18 protein-coding genes are annotated in these 22,733 nt (G+C 62.1%); 14 read left to right on the forward strand and 4 right to left on the reverse strand.

Annotated elements, in window-relative coordinates:
- Positions 1 to 31 precede the first annotated feature (31 nt).
- Both HMPREF1484_RS07485 and HMPREF1484_RS11995 read left to right on the forward strand, forming a co-directional pair.
- Positions 32 to 1,405 carry a UTP--glucose-1-phosphate uridylyltransferase gene (locus HMPREF1484_RS07485; RefSeq protein ID WP_016664428.1) on the forward strand — a complete coding sequence of 458 codons (1,374 nt, stop codon included), beginning with the start codon at positions 32 to 34 and terminating at the stop codon, positions 1,403 to 1,405.
- 604 nt (positions 1,406 to 2,009) lie between these two features.
- Positions 2,010 to 2,210 carry a DUF6318 family protein gene (locus tag HMPREF1484_RS11995; protein WP_369707159.1) on the forward strand — a complete coding sequence of 67 codons (201 nt, stop codon included), beginning with the start codon at positions 2,010 to 2,012 and terminating at the stop codon, positions 2,208 to 2,210.
- 1,092 nt (positions 2,211 to 3,302) lie between these two features.
- On the opposite strand, the gene HMPREF1484_RS07490 is transcribed toward HMPREF1484_RS11995, so the two are convergent.
- Complete coding sequence (locus tag HMPREF1484_RS07490; RefSeq protein ID WP_016664431.1) at positions 3,303 to 3,875, reverse strand: TetR/AcrR family transcriptional regulator; 573 nt, start codon at positions 3,873 to 3,875, stop codon at positions 3,303 to 3,305.
- Between the two features lie 17 nt (positions 3,876 to 3,892).
- A complete protein-coding gene (locus HMPREF1484_RS07495) occupies positions 3,893 to 5,392 on the reverse strand; it encodes an MFS transporter (RefSeq protein WP_016664432.1) in 1,500 nt (499 codons plus the stop codon).
- 168 nt (positions 5,393 to 5,560) lie between these two features.
- On the opposite strand from HMPREF1484_RS07495, the gene HMPREF1484_RS07500 reads away from it, so the two are divergent.
- Positions 5,561 to 5,800: a hypothetical protein gene (locus HMPREF1484_RS07500; protein ID WP_016664433.1), complete on the forward strand. Its 240-nt coding sequence runs from the start codon at positions 5,561 to 5,563 to the stop codon at positions 5,798 to 5,800.
- Positions 5,801 to 6,020: 220 nt separating this feature from the next.
- Here the strand turns inward: HMPREF1484_RS07500 and pdxY are convergent, their stop codons facing one another.
- Both pdxY and HMPREF1484_RS07510 read right to left on the reverse strand, forming a co-directional pair.
- On the reverse strand, positions 6,021 to 6,875 hold the full coding sequence (gene pdxY, locus HMPREF1484_RS07505; protein WP_016664434.1) for a pyridoxal kinase PdxY: 855 nt from the start codon (positions 6,873 to 6,875) through the stop codon (positions 6,021 to 6,023).
- A gap of 41 nt (positions 6,876 to 6,916) precedes the next feature.
- Complete coding sequence (locus tag HMPREF1484_RS07510; RefSeq protein ID WP_016664435.1) at positions 6,917 to 7,528, reverse strand: thymidine kinase; 612 nt, start codon at positions 7,526 to 7,528, stop codon at positions 6,917 to 6,919.
- 82 nt (positions 7,529 to 7,610) lie between these two features.
- Here HMPREF1484_RS07510 and HMPREF1484_RS07515 point away from each other — a divergent pair, with 82 nt between their 5' ends.
- From HMPREF1484_RS07515 to HMPREF1484_RS07565, 11 genes are all read left to right on the forward strand, one after another.
- Positions 7,611 to 8,582, forward strand: coding sequence for a sugar phosphate isomerase/epimerase (locus HMPREF1484_RS07515; RefSeq protein ID WP_016664436.1), 972 nt, complete (start codon positions 7,611 to 7,613; stop codon positions 8,580 to 8,582).
- A 114-nt stretch (positions 8,583 to 8,696) separates the two neighbouring features.
- Complete coding sequence (locus HMPREF1484_RS07520) at positions 8,697 to 9,722, forward strand: 3-oxoacyl-ACP synthase III (RefSeq protein ID WP_040386946.1); 1,026 nt, start codon at positions 8,697 to 8,699, stop codon at positions 9,720 to 9,722.
- On the forward strand, positions 9,716 to 12,379 hold the full coding sequence (locus tag HMPREF1484_RS07525) for an alpha/beta fold hydrolase (protein ID WP_016664438.1): 2,664 nt from the start codon (positions 9,716 to 9,718) through the stop codon (positions 12,377 to 12,379). Before HMPREF1484_RS07520 ends, HMPREF1484_RS07525 begins: the two co-directional genes overlap by 7 nt.
- Positions 12,376 to 13,356 (forward strand): NAD(P)-dependent oxidoreductase, encoded by a 981-nt coding sequence (locus HMPREF1484_RS07530; RefSeq protein WP_016664439.1) that lies wholly within the window; start codon positions 12,376 to 12,378, stop codon positions 13,354 to 13,356. Before HMPREF1484_RS07525 ends, HMPREF1484_RS07530 begins: the two co-directional genes overlap by 4 nt.
- Positions 13,349 to 14,017, forward strand: a complete 669-nt coding sequence (locus HMPREF1484_RS07535; RefSeq protein WP_016664440.1) for a vitamin K epoxide reductase family protein — start codon at positions 13,349 to 13,351, stop codon at positions 14,015 to 14,017. The genes HMPREF1484_RS07530 and HMPREF1484_RS07535 overlap by 8 nt, the downstream gene beginning before the upstream one ends.
- A gap of 94 nt (positions 14,018 to 14,111) precedes the next feature.
- Positions 14,112 to 14,948 (forward strand): helix-hairpin-helix domain-containing protein, encoded by an 837-nt coding sequence (locus HMPREF1484_RS07540; protein ID WP_084813945.1) that lies wholly within the window; start codon positions 14,112 to 14,114, stop codon positions 14,946 to 14,948.
- Entirely contained in the window at positions 14,929 to 17,310 is a 2,382-nt protein-coding gene (locus HMPREF1484_RS07545; protein ID WP_016664442.1) for a ComEC/Rec2 family competence protein, read from the forward strand. Before HMPREF1484_RS07540 ends, HMPREF1484_RS07545 begins: the two co-directional genes overlap by 20 nt.
- 118 nt (positions 17,311 to 17,428) lie before the next feature.
- On the forward strand, positions 17,429 to 19,048 hold the full coding sequence (locus HMPREF1484_RS07550; RefSeq protein ID WP_016664443.1) for an ABC transporter substrate-binding protein: 1,620 nt from the start codon (positions 17,429 to 17,431) through the stop codon (positions 19,046 to 19,048).
- The gene (locus HMPREF1484_RS07555; protein ID WP_016664444.1) at positions 19,045 to 20,001 is read left to right on the forward strand and encodes an ABC transporter permease; all 957 of its coding nucleotides are present in this window, start codon (positions 19,045 to 19,047) and stop codon (positions 19,999 to 20,001) included. Before HMPREF1484_RS07550 ends, HMPREF1484_RS07555 begins: the two co-directional genes overlap by 4 nt.
- Complete coding sequence (locus HMPREF1484_RS07560; RefSeq protein ID WP_016664445.1) at positions 19,998 to 20,876, forward strand: ABC transporter permease; 879 nt, start codon at positions 19,998 to 20,000, stop codon at positions 20,874 to 20,876. The genes HMPREF1484_RS07555 and HMPREF1484_RS07560 overlap by 4 nt, the downstream gene beginning before the upstream one ends.
- Before the next feature lie 4 nt (positions 20,877 to 20,880).
- Positions 20,881 to 22,725 (forward strand): gamma-glutamyltransferase family protein, encoded by a 1,845-nt coding sequence (locus HMPREF1484_RS07565; RefSeq protein WP_016664446.1) that lies wholly within the window; start codon positions 20,881 to 20,883, stop codon positions 22,723 to 22,725.
- Positions 22,726 to 22,733: the final 8 nt, after the last annotated feature.

Here is a 22,733-nt window from a genome sequence, read left to right on the forward strand (position 1 = left end):
TTTTATGAGGGAAGCGCCTTATCCTGGGGGCATGAGTTACGACAACGACACGAATGCCACCGGACTCACCCTCGCTCAGCAGAAAATGCGCGAGGCGGGCGTGGCGGAAGCTGCCATTAACGTCTTCAGCGACTTTTACCACCAGCTCGAGCAGGGCGTGACCGGTTCGATCCCGGAAGAGACGATCTCGCCACTGACCGAGGTGGATCGACTCGCCGATGTCGAGGTTGATCCCGAGGTTGCGAAGGATGCTTTCTCGAAGCTCGTTGTCATCAACCTCAATGGTGGGCTTGGCACCTCGATGGGCATGGATCGCGCGAAGTCGCTCCTCCCTGTTCGCGATAGCAAGAGCTTCCTCGAGATCATCGTCGAACAGGTGCTCGCCGCTCGAAAGAAGACTGGCGCCCGCCTCCCGCTGCTGTTTATGAACTCGTTCCGCACGCGCGAGGACACTCTCGAGGTGCTCGCTAAATATCCCGACCTTCAGGTGGGGGATTTGCCGCTCGACTTCCTTCAGAATAAGGAACCGAAGCTTCGCCGCGACGATCTCACGCCCGTCGAATTCCCCGAGAACCCGGAGCTGGAATGGTGCCCGCCGGGCCACGGCGATATTTACACGGCCCTTCTCACCTCGGGCGTGCTTGATGCCCTGCTCGAACAGGGGTTCCGCTACGCTTCAATTTCGAATTCAGACAACCTCGGCACCGTTCCCTCGCCCGAGATTGCCGGCTGGTTTGCCGCTTCCGGCGCCCCTTACGCTGCTGAATTGTGCCGCCGCACAGCAGCGGACCGCAAGGGAGGCCACCTCGCTATCCGTAAGTCCGACTCTCGCCTTATCCTGCGCGACACCGCCCAAACCCCGGCGGAGCAGATGGACTACTTCACCGACGAGCACCGCCACCCGTTCTTCCACACGAACAACCTGTGGTTTGATCTCGTGAAGCTCAAGGAGATCCTCACCGAGCGTGAGGGCGTCATGGGCCTGCCACTCATCCGCAACGAAAAGACTGTTGATCCTTCCGATAAGTCGAGCACTCCCGTCTACCAGATTGAATCGGCGATGGGAGCGGCCATCGAGGTGTTCGAGGGAGCCACCGCGATTGTCGTTGACCGCTCGCGCTTCCTGCCCGTGAAAACAACGAGCGACCTGCTGCTCGTGCGCTCCGATGTCTACGAGCTCACCGAGGATTACGCTCTTGAGAAGGTCATCGAGAAGGCCCCGCTCGTCAAGCTCGCCGACAGCCCCTACAAGCTCGTGGGTGACTTCGAGAAGCGTTTCCCGGGTGGTGCGCCGAGCCTTAAAGACGCGTCTTCGCTCACCGTTGAGGGGGATTGGACGTTCAATGAGGGCGTCCGGATTGAAGGTGACGTGACCCTCGGAGCTGAGGGCGGAATCCTCCCCTAGTTCCCCTCCTCGAATTGCATAGGGGTTGCGGGGGTTTGGCGCGGTGCATGTGGCCCGCCCAGGCCCCCGTTTCCATGCTGCGCAGCCGCCCAGTCGTCATTGACGCGCCTGGCCGAGGCGAGGCGCCGCTAAGTCGAGCGGATGCCGGCTCGCCAAACTCTCTTCGCCTATGAAGAGCTTCCACAATTTCCAAACACCCGTTGCGCAGCCTTTAGCGTTCTGGTTGGCTATGTGACATGGGCCTCGCTCGGGGGAGTGGGGCCGCGTCGAGCTGGATGGGGGAGTGTATGCGGAGCGGGCGGGCACAGGTTCTTGGTGCGTTGAGTGTCGCGGTTGTGGTGGCGGCTGGGTTCGTGGGCTGTGGTGGTGAGTCTGCGGGTGGTCCGACGCCTGCCGCGCAGTCATCCAGTTCTCCTCTGAGCAGTGATGATGGCGGTTCCGATTCGGGTGGTGGCAGTGATGGCGGTGGTGAAGCGTCCGGCCGCACGCCGAATCTTCCGCCGGAAAACGCGGCGCTTGAGGCTCCTGATTTCAAGGACTACACGGGCATAAAGTACGAAACCGATCAGGGCGCCCAGGAGACAGCTAGGTACTTTGTTGATGGATGTATTACGGGTATGCCACGGGCGATACGGAACCGCTAGGGAACGTGGTTGATTCCCGTCAGTGCGAAAATTGCCAACGTGTTATTGACGGCATAGATCGGTGGCGGAAGAAGTCTAAACATATTTCGCCCGCCGAGATCTCTGAAGATGATATTTGGGTCGTTGAGACTAACGACGACTTCACTCAAGTGGAATATTGATACACCGTCAACGATGTGGTGGTGACAGAGCCGGGCCTAAGTAGTGAAACGGTTAAAAGTGAAAGAAAAGCATCAGCATTTCGCCTCCGTTACCTGAACGGATCTTGGAAGATCCAAGAGGGTGTTTGGAAAGGGGCGGACGATGTCTCGCGGTAAAATTTTCGGCTTGTTGATTGGTGCGGCAATCGCCATTTCAAGTTGGTCGGCACCGGTCTTAGGTGAAGAGAACTCAGATATTGATTTTGATGGAGTCGCTGAAACTGGATCTTTGACAATCGAGGGTAGAAAACCTGGAGGCCCCATTAATGGCGGGTCAAATGGGCGGGCGCCGGATAAACCTTCGGGCAAGCGTGATGCGGTGACGGATGGCCCGCGGCGGGTGTGGGTGTCGGCGAGTGATCGGGATTTGGGTTGTCGTAGTGGTGGGCCTGATGTGTTTCGGTTGCTTGCTGTGACGTCGTTTTGTCGCACTGCGCGGGCAGCGTGTCCGGTAGCGTTTCCGGGGGCGTCAGTTGTGGTGGGACATGAGGTAGAGGTATCGACGGGGGCGCCGATTTTGGGGACGGAGCGTGTGTCGGGGTGTTCGTCGCCGTCTTCGAGCTCGGGTGGCGGTGGTTCTGTGATGCCGGTGGTGTCGCAGGAGGATTTTCGGTCGCTTGGTGTGGAGCCGCTTGTGGCGCATTTGGGGCCGCCGGGAGAGTGGATTCCGATTGGGTTGGACATGGTGGTGTGGGCGGAGTCTCGGGTGCAGACTTTTGAGGTGGAGATGCTTGGTCGGGCTGTGAGTGTGCGGGCGACGCCGGTGAAATATATCTGGGATTTTGGTGATGGGACGGTGTTGACGACTTTGTTTCCCGGTAGGCCGTTTCCGAGTAAGGATGTGTCGATGGGGTATACCCAGTGCGACAGATGTGTCGCAAAAATGGCGAGACCGAGCCTATTGGCAACAGCAAACTACTGCGCCGTAACTGTCCCGCTGGGGTGCCCCTGTATGGCACTGACTCGACGAGGCCGCGAACGAGCAGCCTCTTGAGAAGGCGAAAGGCAGCGGCAGCGAACCTGGATCGGTTCAGATCTACGAGATGGATGCGCTCATCGGTTCGCCGCGTTGCTCGAGGTTCCGGCTGCGTCCGCAACGGAGTGGGCGAGGTGCTCTGCCAGCGCGGCGCGCAGTTCGGGCGGAAGGGGGGCGGCTCCGACGGATTCGCTAAGCCAGAGTCCGTCGGCGGCAAGGTACACGACCATCTTCTGCAGCGCCCGAGGGTCAGTCGGGTCAATCTCGGCAGGGTCGGGTATCCATCGGGAGATGACCCTTCTCCACGGCTTGTTGAGCTCGCTGTCGGTGCTCGCCTCGAGCATGAGCAGCAGCTCGGGGCCAGTGGCGCTGCGAGCGCTCACGCGGGCGTAGGCGGTGACGCGCTCGTCCTGCGTTGCCTCGTCTGGGTCCTTGCCCAGGACGTTGATCATCTCGTGGTCCCAGCGCTCGGCAAGATGCTCGTGCAGCGCGAGCACCAGGGCGTCCTTCGAGGGGAAGTGGTAGAGCAGCCCACCTTTGGTGAGTCCGGAGGCGGCGGCCACCGATTCGTACGTGACGGCCGTGACGCCGTCGGTTTCGACAACGTGGAGGGCGGCTTGGAGGATGGAGTCTCGTTTGCTGGTCCGCATGAGCGGTCCTTTCGTGGTCAGTGCTCGGAGTGCAGCTGTGACTGCGTGCCAGGCAGGTACCGACGCAGCAGCACTCCCGTGATGACAGCGGCCGCTGCCAGGACGCCGGCAACGACTAGCATCACGACGAGGCACGCGGAGTCGAAGGCCGTGGAGGCCGCCTGAATGATGGCGGCGTCTCCCTGCGCCGCCTCCAGTGCCTCGGCGATACCGTCACCAGCCGCCGCCGGTGCACCGTTGGGGAGGACAACACTGGCGGTATAGATGGCCGTGAGCAGGCTTCCGAGCACGGACACGGCGATGAGGCTGCCGAACTCGTAGGAGACCTCTTCGAGGGAAGCGGCCATGCCTGCACGGCGCACCGGCACGTTCCCGATGATGGCGGTGGAGGCGACCGACATGGCAGCTCCGAGACCGGCACCCGTCACCAGAAGGCCGAGAACCAGCACGCCGAAGGATGATTGGAACCCGACTACCGTCACCACGACGCCGCCGGTGGCGACGGCGAGACCACCGGTGATCAGCGCGAGCAGCCCGACACGGTGCAAGAAGGCACCACCCAGGAGCGCTGTCGGCAACGAGCCCACGGCAATCACGGCAACCAAAAGCCCAGCCTCCAGCGGACTGAAGCCGACGACCTGCTGGAACCGTTGCGTGGTGACAAGCTGGATGCCACCGATGGCGAACATCGCGAACGCCGCGGCGAGCACGCCAGCACTGAACGCCGGGTTGAGGAAGATGGAGAACTCCAGCAGCGGATTCTCCAGGCGCCGCTGACGGCGCACGAAGAGCCAGAACCCGATGGCAGCAACGAGCAGCGCAACAACAATGGTCGCGACAGACGGGGGCGCGTGGCCGATCTCCTTGATGGCCACCACCGTTCCGACGAGCCCGATCATCACCAGTATCGAAGACACGGCATCCCAGCGCTTCGAAGGATCCAGGTCATTGGCCGGGCGGATCAACCAGGTAGCAACCAGCGCCAGCGCCACTACGGGCACGTTCACCAGGAACACCGAGCCCCACCAGAAGAACTCGAGCAGCGTGCCGCCGAGAATCGGACCGAGAGCGGACCCGACGACCGACAGGCTGCCCCAGATCGCGATCGCAAAATTCCGCTCGCGCTCGACCGTGAAGTACGTGCGGATCAGTGCCAGGGTTGCCGGCATCATCGCTGCCGCACCGACAGCGAGCACAGCGCGTGCACCGATCAGCACCTCGGGCGACGGCGCCAACGCTGCGAGCAGGGACGCCAACCCGAAGATCACCAGGCCGACGACGAACATCCGCGTGTGGCCGATGCGATCACCGAGGGTCCCGCTACCGAGCAGCAGGCCCGCCATCACCAGGGGGTAGGCGTTGATGATCCACAGGCTCTGGGTGCTTGATGCCTGAAGGTCCTCGGTCAGTGTCGGCAATGCCGTGTACAGGATCGAGTTGTCGAGGGTGATCAGTAGGAGCCCCGCTCCGACAGTCACCAGCAGCGACCAGCGTCGCCGTTTCGTCATCGTGGACATGCGCGTCTCCCTAATCGTGAACAACGTAACTGTACCTGATGGATAGTATAGTTATGTCTACTGCGAGAGAGGTCCGCGTCACTCCCTGTTCACGGCGCCTAAAGCCAGTGACTACGAGCGTGGCGCTCATTTGGGTATGCGTTTGAGGGGTGGTATGAGGTGTCGTTGGTGACGGTTTTTAGTGGGGAGTTTTCGGTTGGTGGGGGTGCGTGGCAGCCGATTGATGGCACTGTGCAGGTGAGGTCTGAACCGAAGTGGATGTATTCGGATCTTCGGCAGGCGCGTCTTGTGGGGGATGAAGAGCCAACGGAGTATCTCGGTATTCCCCAGCGGGGTAAGGAAACGCTGGGGCCGTTGAACCCGGACGCGGAGAAGAAAACGTTAACGAAACCGCGCAAGAAGAACTAAAAATTAGCCTCCCGTGGGGCAAGGCAAGGGTCGGGAAAAATCAGGCGGCACCGTTTCGGAAATGCTCTCGCCGTTTTTCTCCACCCTCATGACGCGGCGTATGTCGCGCAAGTGCGCTGGAATCAAAGCTTCAGGACCCTATAGAGTCAAAGCCGAAACGACCTAGGATCCAATATCCCCTAAACCCTGTGGATTCAAACCCCCACAACCCCTATGGAATTCAGTGAGGGAGGGGGTGGGCCTTGAATTTCGTGTCGGGATTGACGAACGCGTCCTGGCTTTCGACGATCAAGAGCTCACGTGCATTCACTTTGAGGGTGCGGTCGATGAGCTCGAACACCGACGCGGCAGTTTTCTCGAGCGCCTCAACGGGGCCGGCGCCGCCAAGCAAGTGTGCCGTGAAAAGAGCCGTCGTCACATCGCCGCTGCCGTGAACCTTGCGCTTCAGGCGCGGTGTCGAAATAAGGTGAGCGCCGGAAGAATCGGCCACGAGAAGTTCGAGGGTGCCGGGCGTGGTTTTATCGGTGAGTACGCTCGTGACAAGAACGGTGTCGGGGCCCTCGGCGCGCAGTTGTTCGACAGCAGTGAGGGTGCCCTCGAGAGTGGACACATCGGTGTCCGTGAGCACGCCCAGCTCGAAGTGATTCGGAGTCAGCACCTCCGCGGCCGGAACAACCTTGTTCGCCATGAGCGGCGGGATATCGGAATCCACGTAGAAACCTTCGCCCGCATTGCCCATCACTGGGTCGGCGATATACACGGCGCGTGGATTGTGCTTCTTGACGCGCTCAACGGCATCGAGGATGACGTCAGTGACGGCAGCGGAGCCCTGATAACCGCTGAGAACAGCGTCGGCTTCGCCGAGGATGCCGAGCTCTTCGATGCCGAGAACGACCTCGTGTACGTCCTTCGCGTCGATCACGGGGCCACGGAATGTGGGGTGGCCAGTGTGATTGGAGAAGAGAACTGTATTTACGGGCCACACTTCGTGGCCGAGACGCTGGAGCGGGAACACCGCCGCGGAGTTGCCCGCGTGGCCGTAGGCCACGGCAGATTGGATCGACAGAATTTTCATGCGTCACTCCTTGACGGCTTGGGAACGGGAAACATCGGTGTTTAGAAGAGAGCGGGGCCGAGCGCTTGAGCTTTCTCATCGAGGTAGCACGTGCCACACAGCGACTCGTAGGTCACGCGGCCCGCGCCATCGATCGCTACTTGGTCGCCTTCGAACACGAACGCGCCGTTCACGCTTCGACAATTGAACTCGGCTTGCGACCCACAGCGGCACATCGTGGGGAGTTTCTCGAAGTTGTCGGCAAGCTCGAACAGGCGCGACGAGCCGGGAAATTGACAGGCGAGAAAGTCGGTGCGAAGCCCGTAGCAGATGACGGAGATCTGGTCGTTCTTGGCGACGAGGAACAGCTGGTCGATTTGATCGCGGTCCAGGAATTGGCTCTCATCGACGAGAACGACATGAAAGTTTCGCTCAGGGCGAGCAGCGATGAACGCTTTGATTTCTTCGCGAAGGTCGTGCCCGGACTCAATGAGAACATCGACCCGTCGCTTCGCGCCTCCGCGCGCGAGCACCCAGTCTTCGCCCTTCGTATCGACAGCGGGCTTGACGGTAATGGTGCCGAGGCCGCGTTCCTCGTAGTTGTAGGCCGTCTTGATAAGGGTGTCGGATTTTCCCGAGTTCATCGCGCCGTATTTGAAGTGGAGCTTAGCCATCGGTTCCTCCTGAGCATCCCTTCGGCGCGCGTGAATATATCCTCCACAACCTTAGTGCACCTGGCCTTGCTAGCGTGAAGGCGTGACGACAAGCGACAAAAGTGGCAACGGCCGAAAGGTCTTCACCCGTAAGAACCAGGCGAGAAAAAACTCGAGAGCGTGGCGTGAGAGGAGCCGAGCAGGCGTCGGACCCAGCGCTTCTCACTCCAATGATGGGGCGGGCCGAACTGAAACAAGCGAAGCCGCACACCCGAGAACCTGCGCTGGTCGCACGATTCCCATTGGGCTTTCCACTTCGTCGCTGTTCCCGCTCGGCCTCGAAGACACATTCAAGGCGGCACGGGAAACGGGCTATGACGGCGTCGAGGTCATGTGTTCGCTCGATCCGGCTACCCGTGACGCCATGCGCCTTGAGACCCTCACGCGTGTGTACGACCTGCCGATTTTGTCGCTTCACGCACCGACTCTCTTCTTTTTGCAGTTCGCAGGTGGTCTCGACCCCAAAAAGAAGCTTGAGGACACGATGCGCCTCGCGGTGGATCTTGGGGTTCCGACGGTTGTCGCCCACCCGCCGTTCCGATGGCAGGGGCGTTACGCCAAGAACTTCGTGGAGATCGTTGCCGAGCTCGAAGAGCGCTACGGGATCGCGCTTGCCGTCGAGAATATGTATCCGTGGCGCCTCGGGGTGCGCGAGGCCCTTCCGTATTACCCGGATCATGACCCGACCGATGAGGATTACGCCCACCTGACGATCGACCTCTCTCATGCGTCAACCGCGGGTGATGATGCCCTCGCGATGATCGAACGTGTCGGGGATCGGCTCAGCCACCTCCACCTCACCGACGGTTCAGGCCACACGCTGCGCGATGAACACCTCGTGCCGGGCGAGGGGGATCAGCCGGTTGCCGAGATTCTGCAGAGGCTCGCGCGTCGTGGATGGGGCGGGTCTGTCATCGTGGAGATCGCGACGGGCACGAGCCGGAACTTCGACGCGAAGCTCGCCCCTATCGAACGTTCGCTCGTCGTTGCGCGCCGAGAACTCAGTCACGTTTGAGCGCCAAAGCCCTTTGAACTGGTCACTTTTTCACCAAATCTCCAGTGCTTCGGTGGACAATAATGGGGCGCTTTGAGAGGCGCGAACCGAGACCGAAAGCGAATAGTAGTAGTGATTCCCAACACCGCGTTTGACCATAAAAACGCCGCCATTCTCTCCGTTTCCGCCGTGGAAGCTCAGGTTCCCGTCACTTCTGACTCGATCGACGAGATGCTTTCACCGGCCCGCAAGCGCTTGCGGTTGCCGAAGGGCACACTTCAGCGCGTCGCCGGTGTGTACGAGCGGCGATGGTGGAAGGACCCGGAAAACGGGTGGAAACAGGGTGCCGTGATCGCCGCTGAGCGTGCGATGGCGAGCGCGGGCATCACACGCGAGGACGTCGGGATCCTGATCAACGCTTCCGTTTCGCGTCAGCACCTCGAGCCGGCGATGAGTGCCCATATTCACGCGGCGCTCGGTATGCCCGCTTCGTGCATGAATTTTGACATCACGAATGCGTGCCTCGGCTTTGTTAATGCGATGACTCTCGCCGCCGGGCTCATCGACGCCGGTCAAATCGACTACGCACTCATCGTGGGCGCGGAGGATGTCGAGGAAGTGCAGCGGCGCACCATTGCGCGCTTGAACGACAAGAACTCGACGCGTCAGAATTTCAATAACCAGTTTGCGTCGCTCACGCTCGGTTCGGGCGCTGCCGCGGCTGTTGTGGGACGCTTCGATAAGCACCCGGATGGCCACCGGATCGTGCACACGCAAACGCGCGCGGGCACCGAGCATCACGAGCTGTGCATCGGCAATATGGACGACATGCGTACCGATACGGCTGGTCTGCTCGAAAACGGTCTCGAGCTCGTGACGCAAACGTGGCGCGCGGCCGAAGAAAGCGGTCGGAATTATTCGAATAAGCAGTGGTACATCACCCATCAGGTGTCGATGGTGTACACGCGTGCCTTCGCGAAGGCTATGGGAATCGACCCTGAGATCATTCCGGTGACGTTCCCCGAACTTGGCAACATTGCCGCGGAGGCCGTTCCGCTCACTCTCGCCCTCAACCAGGATCGTTTTGCGAAGGGCGATGAGCTTTTGCTCCTCGGTGTGGGCTCGGGATTGAACACGGCGATGATGGAGGTCCAGTGGTGAGCGCGAAGACCTTCCAGGACGTGCAGGACGTTCCCGATCTTCCCGGCGTTCAGCCTGAACTGCACCACACGCTCAAGGTGCGGGACTCGTTCGGTGATATGCGCCGCTGGCACTACCTCGATAACGACCGCCAACTTGCCGAGCGAGGCATTGAGCCCCGCGGCACGCTTCTGTGCGTGCACGGCAACCCCACCTACTCCTTTCTGTATCGCAGCTTGTTCAACGAGGAGATGCTCGAAGCCGGTTGGCGTGTCGTTGCCGTTGACCAGCTCGAGATGGGCTACTCGGAACGCACGGGACGTGAGCGACGCTTGCAGGATCGCATTACCGATCTTTCGTTGTTTACGGATGCACTCGGCCTTTCCGGCAACGTCGTGACGGTGGGGCACGATTGGGGCGGCATTGTGTCGATCGGCTGGGCCCTCGACAACCGTCACGACGTGATCGGCATGGTGCTCACGAACACCGCTATTCATCAGGAACTTGGCGAGTCGCTCCCGGCTTCACTTCAACTCGCAACGGCCCCCGGTTTTCTGCCGTTCTCGACGTCGCGCACGGATGCGTTTCTTCGCACGACCGTGAATCTCTCTAAGCCGCAGCTGCCGCGCGAGGTGCGGGAGGGCTACTACGCGCCGTATCGGTCGAGAGCGCGCCGTCGGGGCATCGAAACCTTCGTCGCCGATATTCCGGCGAGCGCGGAGCACCCCTCGCGCGCGACCCTTGAGCGCCTTGCGGAGGGTCTCAAGGGCATGGACGTTGCCACCCTCATGGTGTGGGGGCCGCGCGATGTTGTCTTTTCGGACCGATACCTTCGCGATCTTCTTGAACGTGTTCCGCATGCCGATGTGCATCGTTTCGAAGGCGCCTCGCATCTCGTGTGGGACGACGCGCCCGTCGCCCCGCTCGTGCGGCGCTGGCTCGAGGAACGACTCATCAACGGCGCCGACCATCGCGAACGCTCGGTCTCGAGCTTTGCCGAACAGCCCGAGTACAGACGTTTAGGCTCGCTCATTACTGAGCGCGCAAACGATCCGACGACGGCGTATGAACCCGCTGTCGTCGAGATGCTCGCCGAAGGCCCTCGCACGATCACGTGGAGTCTTCTTGAAAAGCGAGTGTCGCAGCTCGCGAGTGGAATGCGTGCGCATGGCATCAAGGCCGGTGATCGTGTGAGCGTTCTCGTGACGCCAGGCGCCGACCTCACGGCGGTGCTGTATGCGTGCCTCCGGATCGGCGCGATTGCCGTCGTCGCCGATGCTGGCCTGGGGGTCAAGGGCCTCACGCGCGCAATTGTGGGCGCCCACATCGACTACGTCGTGGGGATCCCTACGGCTCTTGCGGGAGCCCGTGCGCTCGGTTGGCCTGGTGAACGTATTTCCGTGCGCACACTGCCCACGATCGATCGCGCTGTGTTTGGTGTAAGCACATCGATCGATGAGCTCATGCGCGAGGGCGAGCAGATTCACGCTCTTGGTGGCGGCGATGAATGGTCCGACATCGATCCCGATGCGGATGCGCTCGTGCTGTTTACATCGGGGTCGACCGGCCCCGCGAAGGGGGCCGTGTACACGCATCGGCAGGCGAGCGCGATGTTCGCGGCCGTTGGCGACACGCTTCAGCTTCGCCCGGAGCGCGGACTCGTTGCCGGGTTCGCGCCGTTCGCACTGCTTGGACCGGCCCTCGGTGCGCCGAGTATTGTGCCCGAGATGGACGTGACGCGCCCTGGTGAGCTCACCGCGAGCGCCCTCGCCGATGCCGTCGATGAACTCGGTTCACCGGCAGTCTTCACTGCTCCGGCTGCGCTCCAAAACATTATCGACACGGCTGGTGCGCTCGATGAGCGCCAGCGCGAGGCACTTTCGCGAGTGCCGAGCTTCTTTAGCGCGGGGGCACCAATTCCCGCGCCGCTTCTTCGCGCGCTACGCGATGTGCTCCCGAACGCACACTCGTATTCGCCCTACGGCATGACCGAGTGCCTCGCGGTCGCGGCGATCGACCTCGAGGGAATTGAAGCTGCTGGTGAGGGAAGCGGCGTGTGCGTGGGTGCGCCCGTCCCGCGTGTGGAGCTCGCAATCGCGCCGCTTCAGTCCGACGGCCGCGCAGCCTCCACGGTCACCACTAAGCCCGGTGTTGTCGGCGAGATTATGGTCCGTGCCGCGCACGTTCGCGACCGCTACCTCATGCTGTGGGATACGACGCGAGAGTCGATGCGCTGCGAGGGTTATCACGCGACGGGAGATGTCGGTCAGCTCGATGCCGAGGGTCGCCTGTGGGTTGAGGGGCGTCTTGCGCACGTGGTCACGACTGCGGCGGGACCCGTGACGCCCGTGCAGATCGAGAAGGCGGCGGAGAGCCTCGACTTCGTGCGTCGCGCGGGTGTATGCGGGGTAGGCCCCGCGGGAACGCAGCAGGTCGTGGTGATCTACGAAGACCCGGCGACGTTCCGCCCGGGTAAGGGCCAAACGCCCAAGCCCGCGACTCCCGAGCGCCAGGCCGCGATTCGCGAAGCCGTTGAAGCGGCAACGGGTATTGCCGTGACGGCTGCTTTTGAAACGACGACGCTTCCGACCGACATCCGCCACAACTCGAAGATCGAGCGCGCACGCCTTGGGGCGTGGGCCGCGCGCGAGCTGGCCGGTGAAAGGAGTGCGCTGTGAAGGTTCTCGTGACCGGTGCGAGCGGCATGCTCGGCGGCGAGGTCGCAAAGCGGCTTCGCGATGCGGGCCATGAGGTGAGTGCGTTCCAGCGCCGCCCCGCGGGGATTGAAGGCATCACCGACGTGTGCGGCTCGCTGACCGAGGCGGACCAGGTGCGCCGTGCCGTTGACGGCAACGACGCGGTCGTTCATCTCGCGGCGAAGGTTTCCATCTCGGGTCCGGAGGAGGAATACCGCGCCATCAACATCGAGGGCACTCGCAACGTGGTGAATGCGCTTCGCGCCCAGGGCGGCGGGAAGCTCGTCAACACGTCCTCGCCGTCCGTCGCCCACTTTGGCGAGGCTATCGTCGGGCTCGACGCGACCGCCCCTGAGCCTACGCGCGCCCGCGGACCCTACGCCCGCACGAAGGCCGCCGCTGAGCTCGTGGCGATGGAGGCAGACGGCAACGATGGCATTCTCGTCACGACTTTGCGCCCGCATATCGTGTGGGGCCCCGGTGACACCCAGCTCGTGGAACGCATCGTCGAGCGTGGCCGCAAGGGGACGATGCCCCTTCTCGACCGCGGCATGGCGCTCATTGACACCACCTACATTGATAACGCCGCCGAGGCATTCGTCGCGGCACTCGATCGCATCGAGGACGTGCACGGAGAGAGCTTTGTGATTACGAATGGCGAGCCGCGCACGGTTCGCGACTTCGTGGTGGGGTTGTGCGATGCGGCCGGTGTCTCGCGCCCGCGAATCACGGTTCCTGGCCCGCTCGCACGCGTTGCGGGTCGCGTGATCGAGAAGGCGTGGGAGTTGCGGCCCGGCTACGATGAGCCGCCCATGACCGAGTTCCTCGCGGAGCAGCTGTCGACAGCGCATTGGTTTGATCAGCGACGTACGTGTGAGCGTTTGCAGTGGAAGCCGCGCGTAAGTATGGACGAAGGCTTCGCGAAGCTCAAAGCGTATTACGATAAGGCGCGTGACTGAAGATTTAACGACTTCTCCGTACGGCGAGAAGGATATTGCGGCCATTGATGCTCAGATTCGCGCTGAGCAAGACGCGAAGCCTCGAGCTTCTCAGCGCACCGTTGGGCTCGTGCTGCTCATCGGGTCTGTCCTCGGGATCGTCGCGTCATTCGCGCTTATGCAAGATAAGCTCGCGATTCTCGCGGACGCGAATGCGTCGCTGGCCTGCGATATCAACCCGTTCATCTCGTGCGGGACGTTTATCCAAACGTGGCAGGCACAGACGTTCGGTTTTCCGAACATGTACCTCGGGTTCATGGGATTCTCGATCATGGGTGTCGTCGGCGCACTGCACCTTTCGGGACTTGCGCTTCCGCGCTGGTTCCAGTGGGCGACGTTCGGAGGGCTCGCCTTTGCGTTCGCCTTCATTCTGTGGCTCTCGAGTAATGCCCTTTTTGCGATTCACGCCCTGTGCCCGTGGTGCCTCCTAGTGTGGGCGGTTGTGCCACCCATGTTTTGGTCCTTCGTGACCTTCCTCGTGGAGGAGGGCATTATCGAGGCGCGCGGGCTCGTGCGCACCGTGCTGCGTTCGTGGATCGCGCTTTCTCTCGCGTGGTACGCCGTGGTGATTGTGGCGGCTTTCTTTGTGTTCCTGCCCGAATGGCAGGCGATGTTCTTCTAGGCCCCGTCGCGCTCTAGGCTCCACAAGCCCCGGTTGTCCCCAGTGGATCGCCGGGGCTTTTTCGTGGGCGCTCCTTGTTCCTAGCGTGGAGGCTATGAACAGTTCGACGGGGCGCGAGAGGCGACACCGCGCAGATGCACGAACGAGTGTGAACACACGCTCGTGGGACGATCTTGAGGAATGGTCACGCGAAGGATCCGGCGGGCAGCGGGGTCCTCGATGGTCAGCACTCAAGGACCCGCGCGTCATACTCGGGATCCTTACCGCGGGGGCGCTCGTGCTCGGCGGGGCTCACATGGCTACGTCGATGACGCCGAGTGACGACAGGGTCGCAGTCAACGCGCAGCCTCTCGAGGAGGCACCGGAAGTAACGACGGCGATCGCCGAGGGGTCGGCGCCGGAAGCATCCTCACCCGCCTCTACTGCTCCGGCGCCCGGGGCCTCGAATCCTCCCGCTGCCGGTAAGCAGACGGTGGTGGTTCACGTCGTGGGGGCAGTGAGGCAACCGAAGCTCGTCGAACTTCCGTCACACGCGCGCGTCGGCGATGCTCTCGAGGCTGCGGGCGGACCCACCGAAGACGCCGATCTGGGCCGCATCAACCTCGCGCGCGTCGTAAGCGACGGCGAACAGGTGTATGTGCCACGCGAAGGGGAAGAAATCCCGTCAGAAATCGCGGGGCCAGCGACCGGCGTCGAGTCTTCCCCCTCGGGCCCAGGAGCGGAGGCCAGCGGGGACGGCGCTCTCGTCAACATCAACACGGCTTCCGAAAGTGAGCTCGACGAGCTTCCCGGCGTGGGCCCCGCGATCGCCGCCAGAATCGTTGAGCATCGCACAACCAACGGCCCATTCTCGAATATCGAACAGCTCCAGGATGTCAAGGGGATTGGTCCTGCCATCTTCGAGGAGCTTCGTGAGCGCATCACTATCTGAGGGCGTGAACGGGTGTGGTGTGAGGCCCGTGAGGGGGCTGAGCCTCATCCCACACGCCGCTGTGCTCTGGCCGGCAACCATTGCGAGCGTGTCTCTCGGACCTGTCGTGCTTCTCGCCGTCGTTATACCGGCGCTTCTCCTGGCCATAGTGCGAGAGAAACGCCTGCGGGCACATGCACTGCTTGCTGTTCTTCTCGGTGCGGCAATCGCAGGGCCAGTTGCACGCGTGCACAGCGAGAACCTGAGCCTCGAGGAAGCTCTTCGCGAAAGAAACGTTGTGACGGAGGTGCAGGTCGCCTTACGCGAGCAACCGTCAGAACCCTTAAAGGTGCGCGCGTGGGATACGACGGTTGCGCGTGCGTCGAGCCAGCCCGAGCTTTCGAGGATCACGGTTGGTGCAGGAAACAAAGCGATTTCGAGGCAGATACGAATCGTGCTCACCTGGTCGAAACACACGCGCGGGGGCGATCCCTTCTCGCTTGAACGCGGAGACATACTGCGTGCGCGGGGATACGCCGAAAAGGATGGCTCCACGCTCTTTCTCGAGATTGCCGACTGGCAGCCGGAGCCGTCACGACCTGCTCAGGGTGAGGGGGCGATGGCCGCCGTAGGGCGTGTCCTTGACTCCTGGCGAGAAGAGCGAAAAGAGGTCGTACGGTTAGCCTCCTCGTTTTTGCCTGCCAATGAAGCAGCGCTCGTCGTGGGCATGACCCTTGGCGACGTGACGGGTCTTGCCAGAGAGGTGAAGGATGATATGGCGACCTCCGGGCTCACGCACCTCGTTGCTGCCTCGGGGGCAAACATTGCTCTCACCTATGCTTTTGTCACGCTGCCGCTGCTTGCCGTGGGCGTGCGCCGCAAAGCGCGGGTTCTGGCGGGGGCTGCGGGGATCGCCGTGTACGTGGCGGCAGTGGGCCCGGAGCCCAGCTTGCTGCGAGCCGCACTCATGGCCGTTCCCCTCATGATTGGACGCTATGCGGGTTTTCGCACGCCGCCTCTCAACGCGCTTGCGCTCACCGTTCTCGCATGGTGCGTCGTTGATCCGGCGCTCGTGGGAGAGGTGGGCTTCGTGCTCAGCGTCGGTGCGACGGGCGCTATTCTCGCGCTCTCGGTTCCGCTTGCTGAGGTTATCCGGCAGGTCAGTCGCGAGAGAATTTCCCGCAATCTCGCGCTTGTGGTTTCCGTTCCGACGGTTGCCCAGGCCGCATGCACACCGATCTTGCTCCTGCTTGCTCCCGAAACGTCAGTGTGGGCTGTGCCTGCGAACATTGCCGCGGAACTCGTCGTGGCGCCCGCAACCGTGAGCGGTTTTGTTGGCATTATTGTCGCGCATGTGTGGGCGCCGCTCGGCGTACCATTCTTCGCCCTTGCGGGGGCAGGTGCGCATGTTCTCGTGCTCATTGCACAGGTGAGTGCCGCACTTCCGGGAGCGCACATCGCGTTGCCCGCCGGCGCGGGAGGTGCACTGGCCACGGCAGGAGTGCTCATCGTCGTAGGGCTCACGCTTTGGTTGCGCACGCGCCGCGAGGTGCGCTGGGCGCTCGTATTCCTCGCAGTGATTGCCCTTTTCGGAGGAGTCTCCACGCTGATCCCCGGGGACGTCGAAGACTGGGATGTCGTGATGTGCGATGTTGGGCAGGGCGATGCAATGCTCGTGCGCGCCGGGGGAAAAACAGTACTCATCGATACGGGACCAGACCCGAACATGCTCGCCCGATGTTTGGACCGTGCGGGAGTCGGGGCGATCGACCTCCTCGTCGTGACCCACCCTCACGCTGATCATGACGGCGGAATACCCGCGTTGACGGGGAAGCGTACGCCGCAGCAGGCGTGGGTGTGCCCGCTGGATACCTCGACGAAAGCAAAGCTCCCTCGGACTGAGGTGGACACCGTGCTCGCGCCTCGTACGGAAACCGTTGGGTCGCTGTCCCTCGAAGTTCTGTGGCCGCGTTCAGCCGAGGAAGCGAGAGCCCTCGGGGCAGGCGAGGGCGGGGGAGAGGAATCGGCACTCAATGATTGTTCGATTTCGATGCTCGTGAAAACGCCCACGTGGAGTGCTCTGACGCTAGGAGACCTAGAGCCTGATGCGCAAGCCGTGCTAGCGAAATCTGGTGCTGTCGAGGCGGTCGAGCTCGTCAAAGTCGCGCACCACGGCTCGCGTCGCCAAGAGCCGGCGCTCTACGATGCGGCGCACGCTTCGATTGCCGTCATTGGTGTAGGCGCGAACACGTTTGGGCATCCTCACCAGCGCACTTTGTCACTGCTAGCGGAGCGAGGAATGGCGGTGAGGCGCACGGATGTTGACGGGATGGTGGTGATGAAACGCGCCGGGGATGGGTGGTTGGTGCGCACCTTACGATAGCGATGTATACAAAAAGTCTCACGATGTGAACTCGCTAGACGAACCGTCCCACACCTCCTACTTTGTATACAACGATTTGGGGAAGTGCCCCGAAAGCTTCTCGGAAGGGAGGTGCGGGATGAAACGCAGAACGATCCTCGGTGCGGGCCTTGTTGCGCTCGCTGGTGTGGGGTGCGTGCCCCGCCAAGAACTGGATGATCCCCCCGAACGCCCCGACATCGTGGATAGTAATTCCACGGGTCAAAACCTGCACAACGGGGGCGATCTCGTCATGGCGCTCTCAGCGGAGCCCGACAAGCTCGACCCCACGACGTCGTCCTCGCTCTATACCCGTTACGTCATGCAAACGATGTGCGAGAAGCTCTACGACCTCAACCACAGAGGTGAGATCGTTCCGATGCTGGCCGCCGCTCTTCCCGAGATCAGCGACGATGGGCGTGAGGTCGTGATCCGCCTACGTGAGGATGCGGTCTTTGCAGACGGTGAGCCGTTTAACGCCGAAGCCGTTCGTATCACGCTTGATCGCCACTTCAATCACGAGCAGTCCTCCCGGCGTTCGGAGCTCGGCCCCATCACCGGCATCGAGGCATTCGAAGAGTTTGCCGTGCGGGTGACTTTCGAAAAGTCATTTTCTCCGTTTACCGCTGCGCTTGCCGATCGTGCGGGCATGATGCTCTCCCCGAAGGCCCTCGAGGAACTCGGAGATGACTTTGCATCGCATCCGGTGGGGGTCGGGGCTTTCAAATTCGTTGAGCGCATTCCGCAAACCTCGATTACCGTCGAACGCGATCCGCTCTACTACGACGCGCGCAACGTGCGACTCGACAGCGTGACCTACCGGATCATGGCCGATGCCAACATCCGCGCCGCGAATATCCAAAGTGGCGACGTGCACGTTGCCGACAGCATCTCGCCGCAGGACATAGAAGCGGTCAAGGCATCGCGTGATATTAACACTCTCCAGGTGCTTTCGCTTGGATACCAAGCCATCACCATCAACCTTGAGCCCAAGGACGACGCTGGTCACCCCCTCGATAAGGGCCTCATAGCGACCGATGAACGCGTGCGACTCGCGTTCACGAAGGCGATCGATCGAGGGGCTCTCGTGAACACGGTGTTCAACGGGTGGTTCGATGCAGCGTGCTCGCCGATCTCGCCCTCGAGTCCGTTCGCGACCGAGGAATCCACTCAATGTCCTGAGTACGATCCGGAGGAATCAAAGCGTTTGCTCGAGCAGGCGGGCGCCCCGGTGCCGTACCCGATCACCCTCAAGGTCTCGAATTCTCAAGATTCGCTCCGCTTCGCCCAGGCCCTGCAGGCCCAAGTAAAGGAAGCGGGGTTCGCCATAAGGGTTGTTCCTACGGAGTACACGGCAATGCTCTCGGCTCAGGATTCGGGTACGTACGAGGCGATTCAGCTCGGCTGGTCTGGCCGTGTGGATCCCCACGGCAACGCGTACAACTTCTGGACCACCGACGCGAACAACAACTACGCGGCCTTCAGCGATCGCACGCTCGACGATCTGCTCACGAAGGCTTCTGAAGTCACCGACCTTGACGAACGCTCCGCGCTGTACGGAGCGTCTGTGAAACGCATGCAGGAAACGAACCCCGTGATCTACCTGTACCGCCAGCGCTCGCTCACCGCCTACAGGGCGAATCTCGTGGGGGTCTCGACCTACGCGGACGGCGTCGTCAAGCTGTCCCACGCGGCTTTTATCGAAGGGAAGCAGCCATGACCCGCTTTATCTCCATACGCTTCCTCGAGTCGCTGTGCACGCTCGTGCTGTCGTCGATCGTGATCTTCGTTGGCGTACGTGCGCTTCCGGGCGATCCCGCCGTCGCAATGGCGGGGGAGGAGGCCTCAAAGGAGCAAATCGAGGCGATTCGGGCAAGTCTTGGGCTCGAAGAACCTCTGATCGTCCAGTATGGCGCGTTCGTGAAGAACACGGTCACACTGAATCTCGGGGAATCGACGCGTACGGGCCAGGACGTTGTGTCGATGCTTGTGACCGCCCTTCCCGTCACGGTCCTGCTTTCGCTGTATGCCATCATCGTCGCGATCGTGATCGGGCTGTTCTTCGGGGTCTATGCCGAGCGTCGCAGGGGCAAAATCGACGAGCTCGGGGCGAATATCGCCGTTCTTTTCGGGCTCTCCGTGCCGAACTTTTGGCTGGGCCTCCTCGCGATTCTCGTGCTTGCCGTCTCGCTCGGGTGGTTCCCCGCCTCGGGATACGTGTCCCTTACGGAGGACCCGCTGAGGTGCCTGTACTACCTCACGCTTCCTGCCTTCGTGCTGGGATCGGGGCTCGCAGCAGTCATCGCGCGCCAAACTCGTGCGAGTCTCATCGACACGATGGCGACGGACTACGTGCGCACGGCCCGGGCGACGGGCATCGCTCCCTCGCGCATCTTGTTTCGATACGGCCTTCGCAATTCGCTCATCGTGCTCGTCACGATCGTCGGTCTCCAGCTGGGCGGTCTGATTTCCGGTGCCGTTGTGACCGAGCGTATTTTCGCGCTCCCGGGAATCGGGCGCATCACGCTCGATGCGGTGTTTTCGCGTGACTATCCCGTGATCCAGGCCGTTGTGCTGCTCGTGACGGTTGCCTACATCGTCATTAATTTCCTCGTGGACGTCCTCTACTCCGTTGTCAATCCGCGAATCAGAACGGGAGGTGCCGCATCGTGACTGCTACCGCGATCTCACACTCATCCGATACTTACGCCCCTACGAAAGGCGTGGGCAAGCGTCTCCTCGCTTCTCCCGCGGGCCTCGTCGGTTCCGTGCTCGTGGCGTTCGTGATTCTCGCAGCGCTACTTGCGCCAGTGATCTCTCCGTACCACTACGCCGACACGAATTTCACCTACCCCTTCCAGGTGCCGTTCACGGAGGGCTTTTGGCTCGGAACCGACGACCTTGGGCGTGACGTACTCTCTCGCTTGCTGTACGGCACCCGAGCTTCACTTCTCGTCGGCCTGCTCGCCGTTGCTCTCGCAGTTGTCGTGGGGACGCCGCTCGGCTTGCTCGCGGGATATTGGCGCAAGGCGGATATGGTCATCTCTCGCTTTGTTGACGTGACTCTTGCATTTCCGTTTCTTGTGCTCGCCGTGGGTCTCGCCGCGATCTCGGGTGCGAGCCTCACCAATGCGGCGATTGCATTGGGCGTTGGCAATATTCCGTCGATGGTGCGCGTCGTGCGCGGCGAAACGATGCGGTTGAAGGGAGAGGCCTTCGTCTCGGCGGCGATTGCTGCCGATGCTTCCCTCGTGAGGATCCTCGGGATGCACATTCTGCCGAATACGCTCAGCGCGATCATTGTGCAGGTCACGGTGATCCTTCCCGCTGCCGTCATCGGCGAGTCGATGCTGTCGTTCCTAGGTCTCGGCATTCAACCGCCAGCGCCGAGCCTCGGCATCATGCTTTCCGATGCGCAGCAGTGCATCTACCGCTCACCTACCGTCGCGATTGCGGCTGGCTTGACCATCGTGCTCATTTGCTTCGCATTCAACCTTTTTGGTGATGCGTTGCGCGATGCACTCGATCCCAACTCGTCGAAGGAATGACCCCATGACGACGTCGTTCACACCCGCCCCGGCTCCGCTCGCCCGTCTCGATCTCAAGGGCACGTTTGGAATGAGCGCATCGACGCACTGGCTTGCGACCGCGAGCGCGCAATCGGTCCTGGAAAAGGGCGGTAACGCGTTCGATGCGGCGGCGGCTGCGGCATTCGTGCTGCACATCGTCGAGCCCCACTTAAACGGTCCCGGTGGTGACATGACGGGGGTATTCGTGACTGCCGAGGACCCGCGCCATCCGCGTGTACTCATGGGGCAAGGCGCTGCTCCCGCCGGTGCGAGTGTCGAAACATATCGGGCGCTCGGGCTCGAGCGTGTGCCCGGTTCGGGTGCGCTTGCGGCCGCGATTCCTTGCGCTGTGGACGCCTGGCTGCTTCTGCTTCAAGAGTACGGAACGCTCACCTTGGGGGAGGTTCTCTCGTACGCGATTGGGTACGCGCGCGAGGGCCATCCTTTGCTCGAACGCGCGGCAGGCGTCATTGAGTCCATGCGCGAGTTTTTTGTGGAGCACTGGCCGACGTCTGCCGATCTCTGGCTGCGCGACGGTATCGCGCCGAAAGCCGGCGACATCGTGAAGAATCCTGCTTACGCGACTGTGCTCGAGGATCTTGTCGATGTAGCCGCGGCGCACGAGGACCGTGCCAGTGGGGTTCGTGCAGCGCGTGAGCGTTGGCGCACGGGCCCCGTTGCCAAAGTGATGGCCGCTTTTGTGCAGGAGCCGCACCGGCATTCCGACGGCGGTGATTACGCGGGGGTGCTGACAGAGGATGACCTCGCGTGCCCGGGTGCGCGCGTGGAGAGTCCGACGGTTGCGTCATTTAGGGGCTTCGACCTCTATAAGACGGGCCCGTGGGGCCAGGGGCCCGTGCTGCTTCTTGCGCTCGGTATTCTCGAGGGCTTTGAGGATGAAGATCTCGATCCGTCGACGGCTCGCGGTATCCACACGATCGCGGAGGCCCTCAAGCTCGCGCTTGCCGATCGCGATGCGTTTTTCGGCGACGACAATAGTGTGCCGCTCGAGGAACTGTTGAGCGAGGAGTACCTCGCCTCTCGCCGCGCGCTGATAGGCGAGAAAGCGTCGGAGGAGCTTCGCCCCGGTCGCCCCGGTGGGCGCGTCCCAACGCTCGTGTGTGCTGAAACTCGTGAGGCATACGATGCGCGCGGCGGCGCGCGCGGTGACGCTGCAGGTGAGCCGACCGTGCGCGTGAACACGGGGGAGGAAGAAACGGATCCTGAAACGGGCGAATTGCGCGGCGACACCGTTCACATCGATGTCGTGGATCGGTTCGGCAATATGGTGAGCGCGACACCTTCGGGTGGGTGGCTCCAGTCCTCACCGACGATTCCCGAACTGGGTTTTTGCCTTGGCACTCGGCTCCAGATGACGTGGCTGGACGAAAGGTCACCGTCGGCCCTCGCCCCCGGGAAACGACCCCGCACGACGCTGAGCCCCACTCTCGTGCTGAAAGACGGTGAGCCTATCCTCGCGACTGGAACGCCGGGAGGGGATCAGCAGGATCAGTGGCAGCTTCTCTTCCTTCTGCGGGTGCTCGTGGGCGGGTACAGCCCGCAAGAGGCGATCGAATCGCCCATGATGCACACGACCTCGATGCTCGAGAGCTTTTGGCCGCGCACGTGGGAACCCGGTCAGCTCGTGGTCGAGGATTCGCTGGGCGATGAGGTCATTGGCGAACTCGAGGCTCGCGGACACCGAGTCGTGCGGGCAGGGACGTGGTCACTCGGGCGTTTGAGCGCCGTGACGCGCGACCCGGTGACAGGAATGCTCGGTGCCGCGGCGAATAATCGCGGCCAGCAAGGATATGCGGCAGGAAGGTGAGGCTCCAT

The sequence above is a fragment of the Dermabacter sp. HFH0086 genome, assembly GCF_000413375.1.
GTDB classification, from domain to species: domain Bacteria; phylum Actinomycetota; class Actinomycetes; order Actinomycetales; family Dermabacteraceae; genus Dermabacter; species Dermabacter hominis.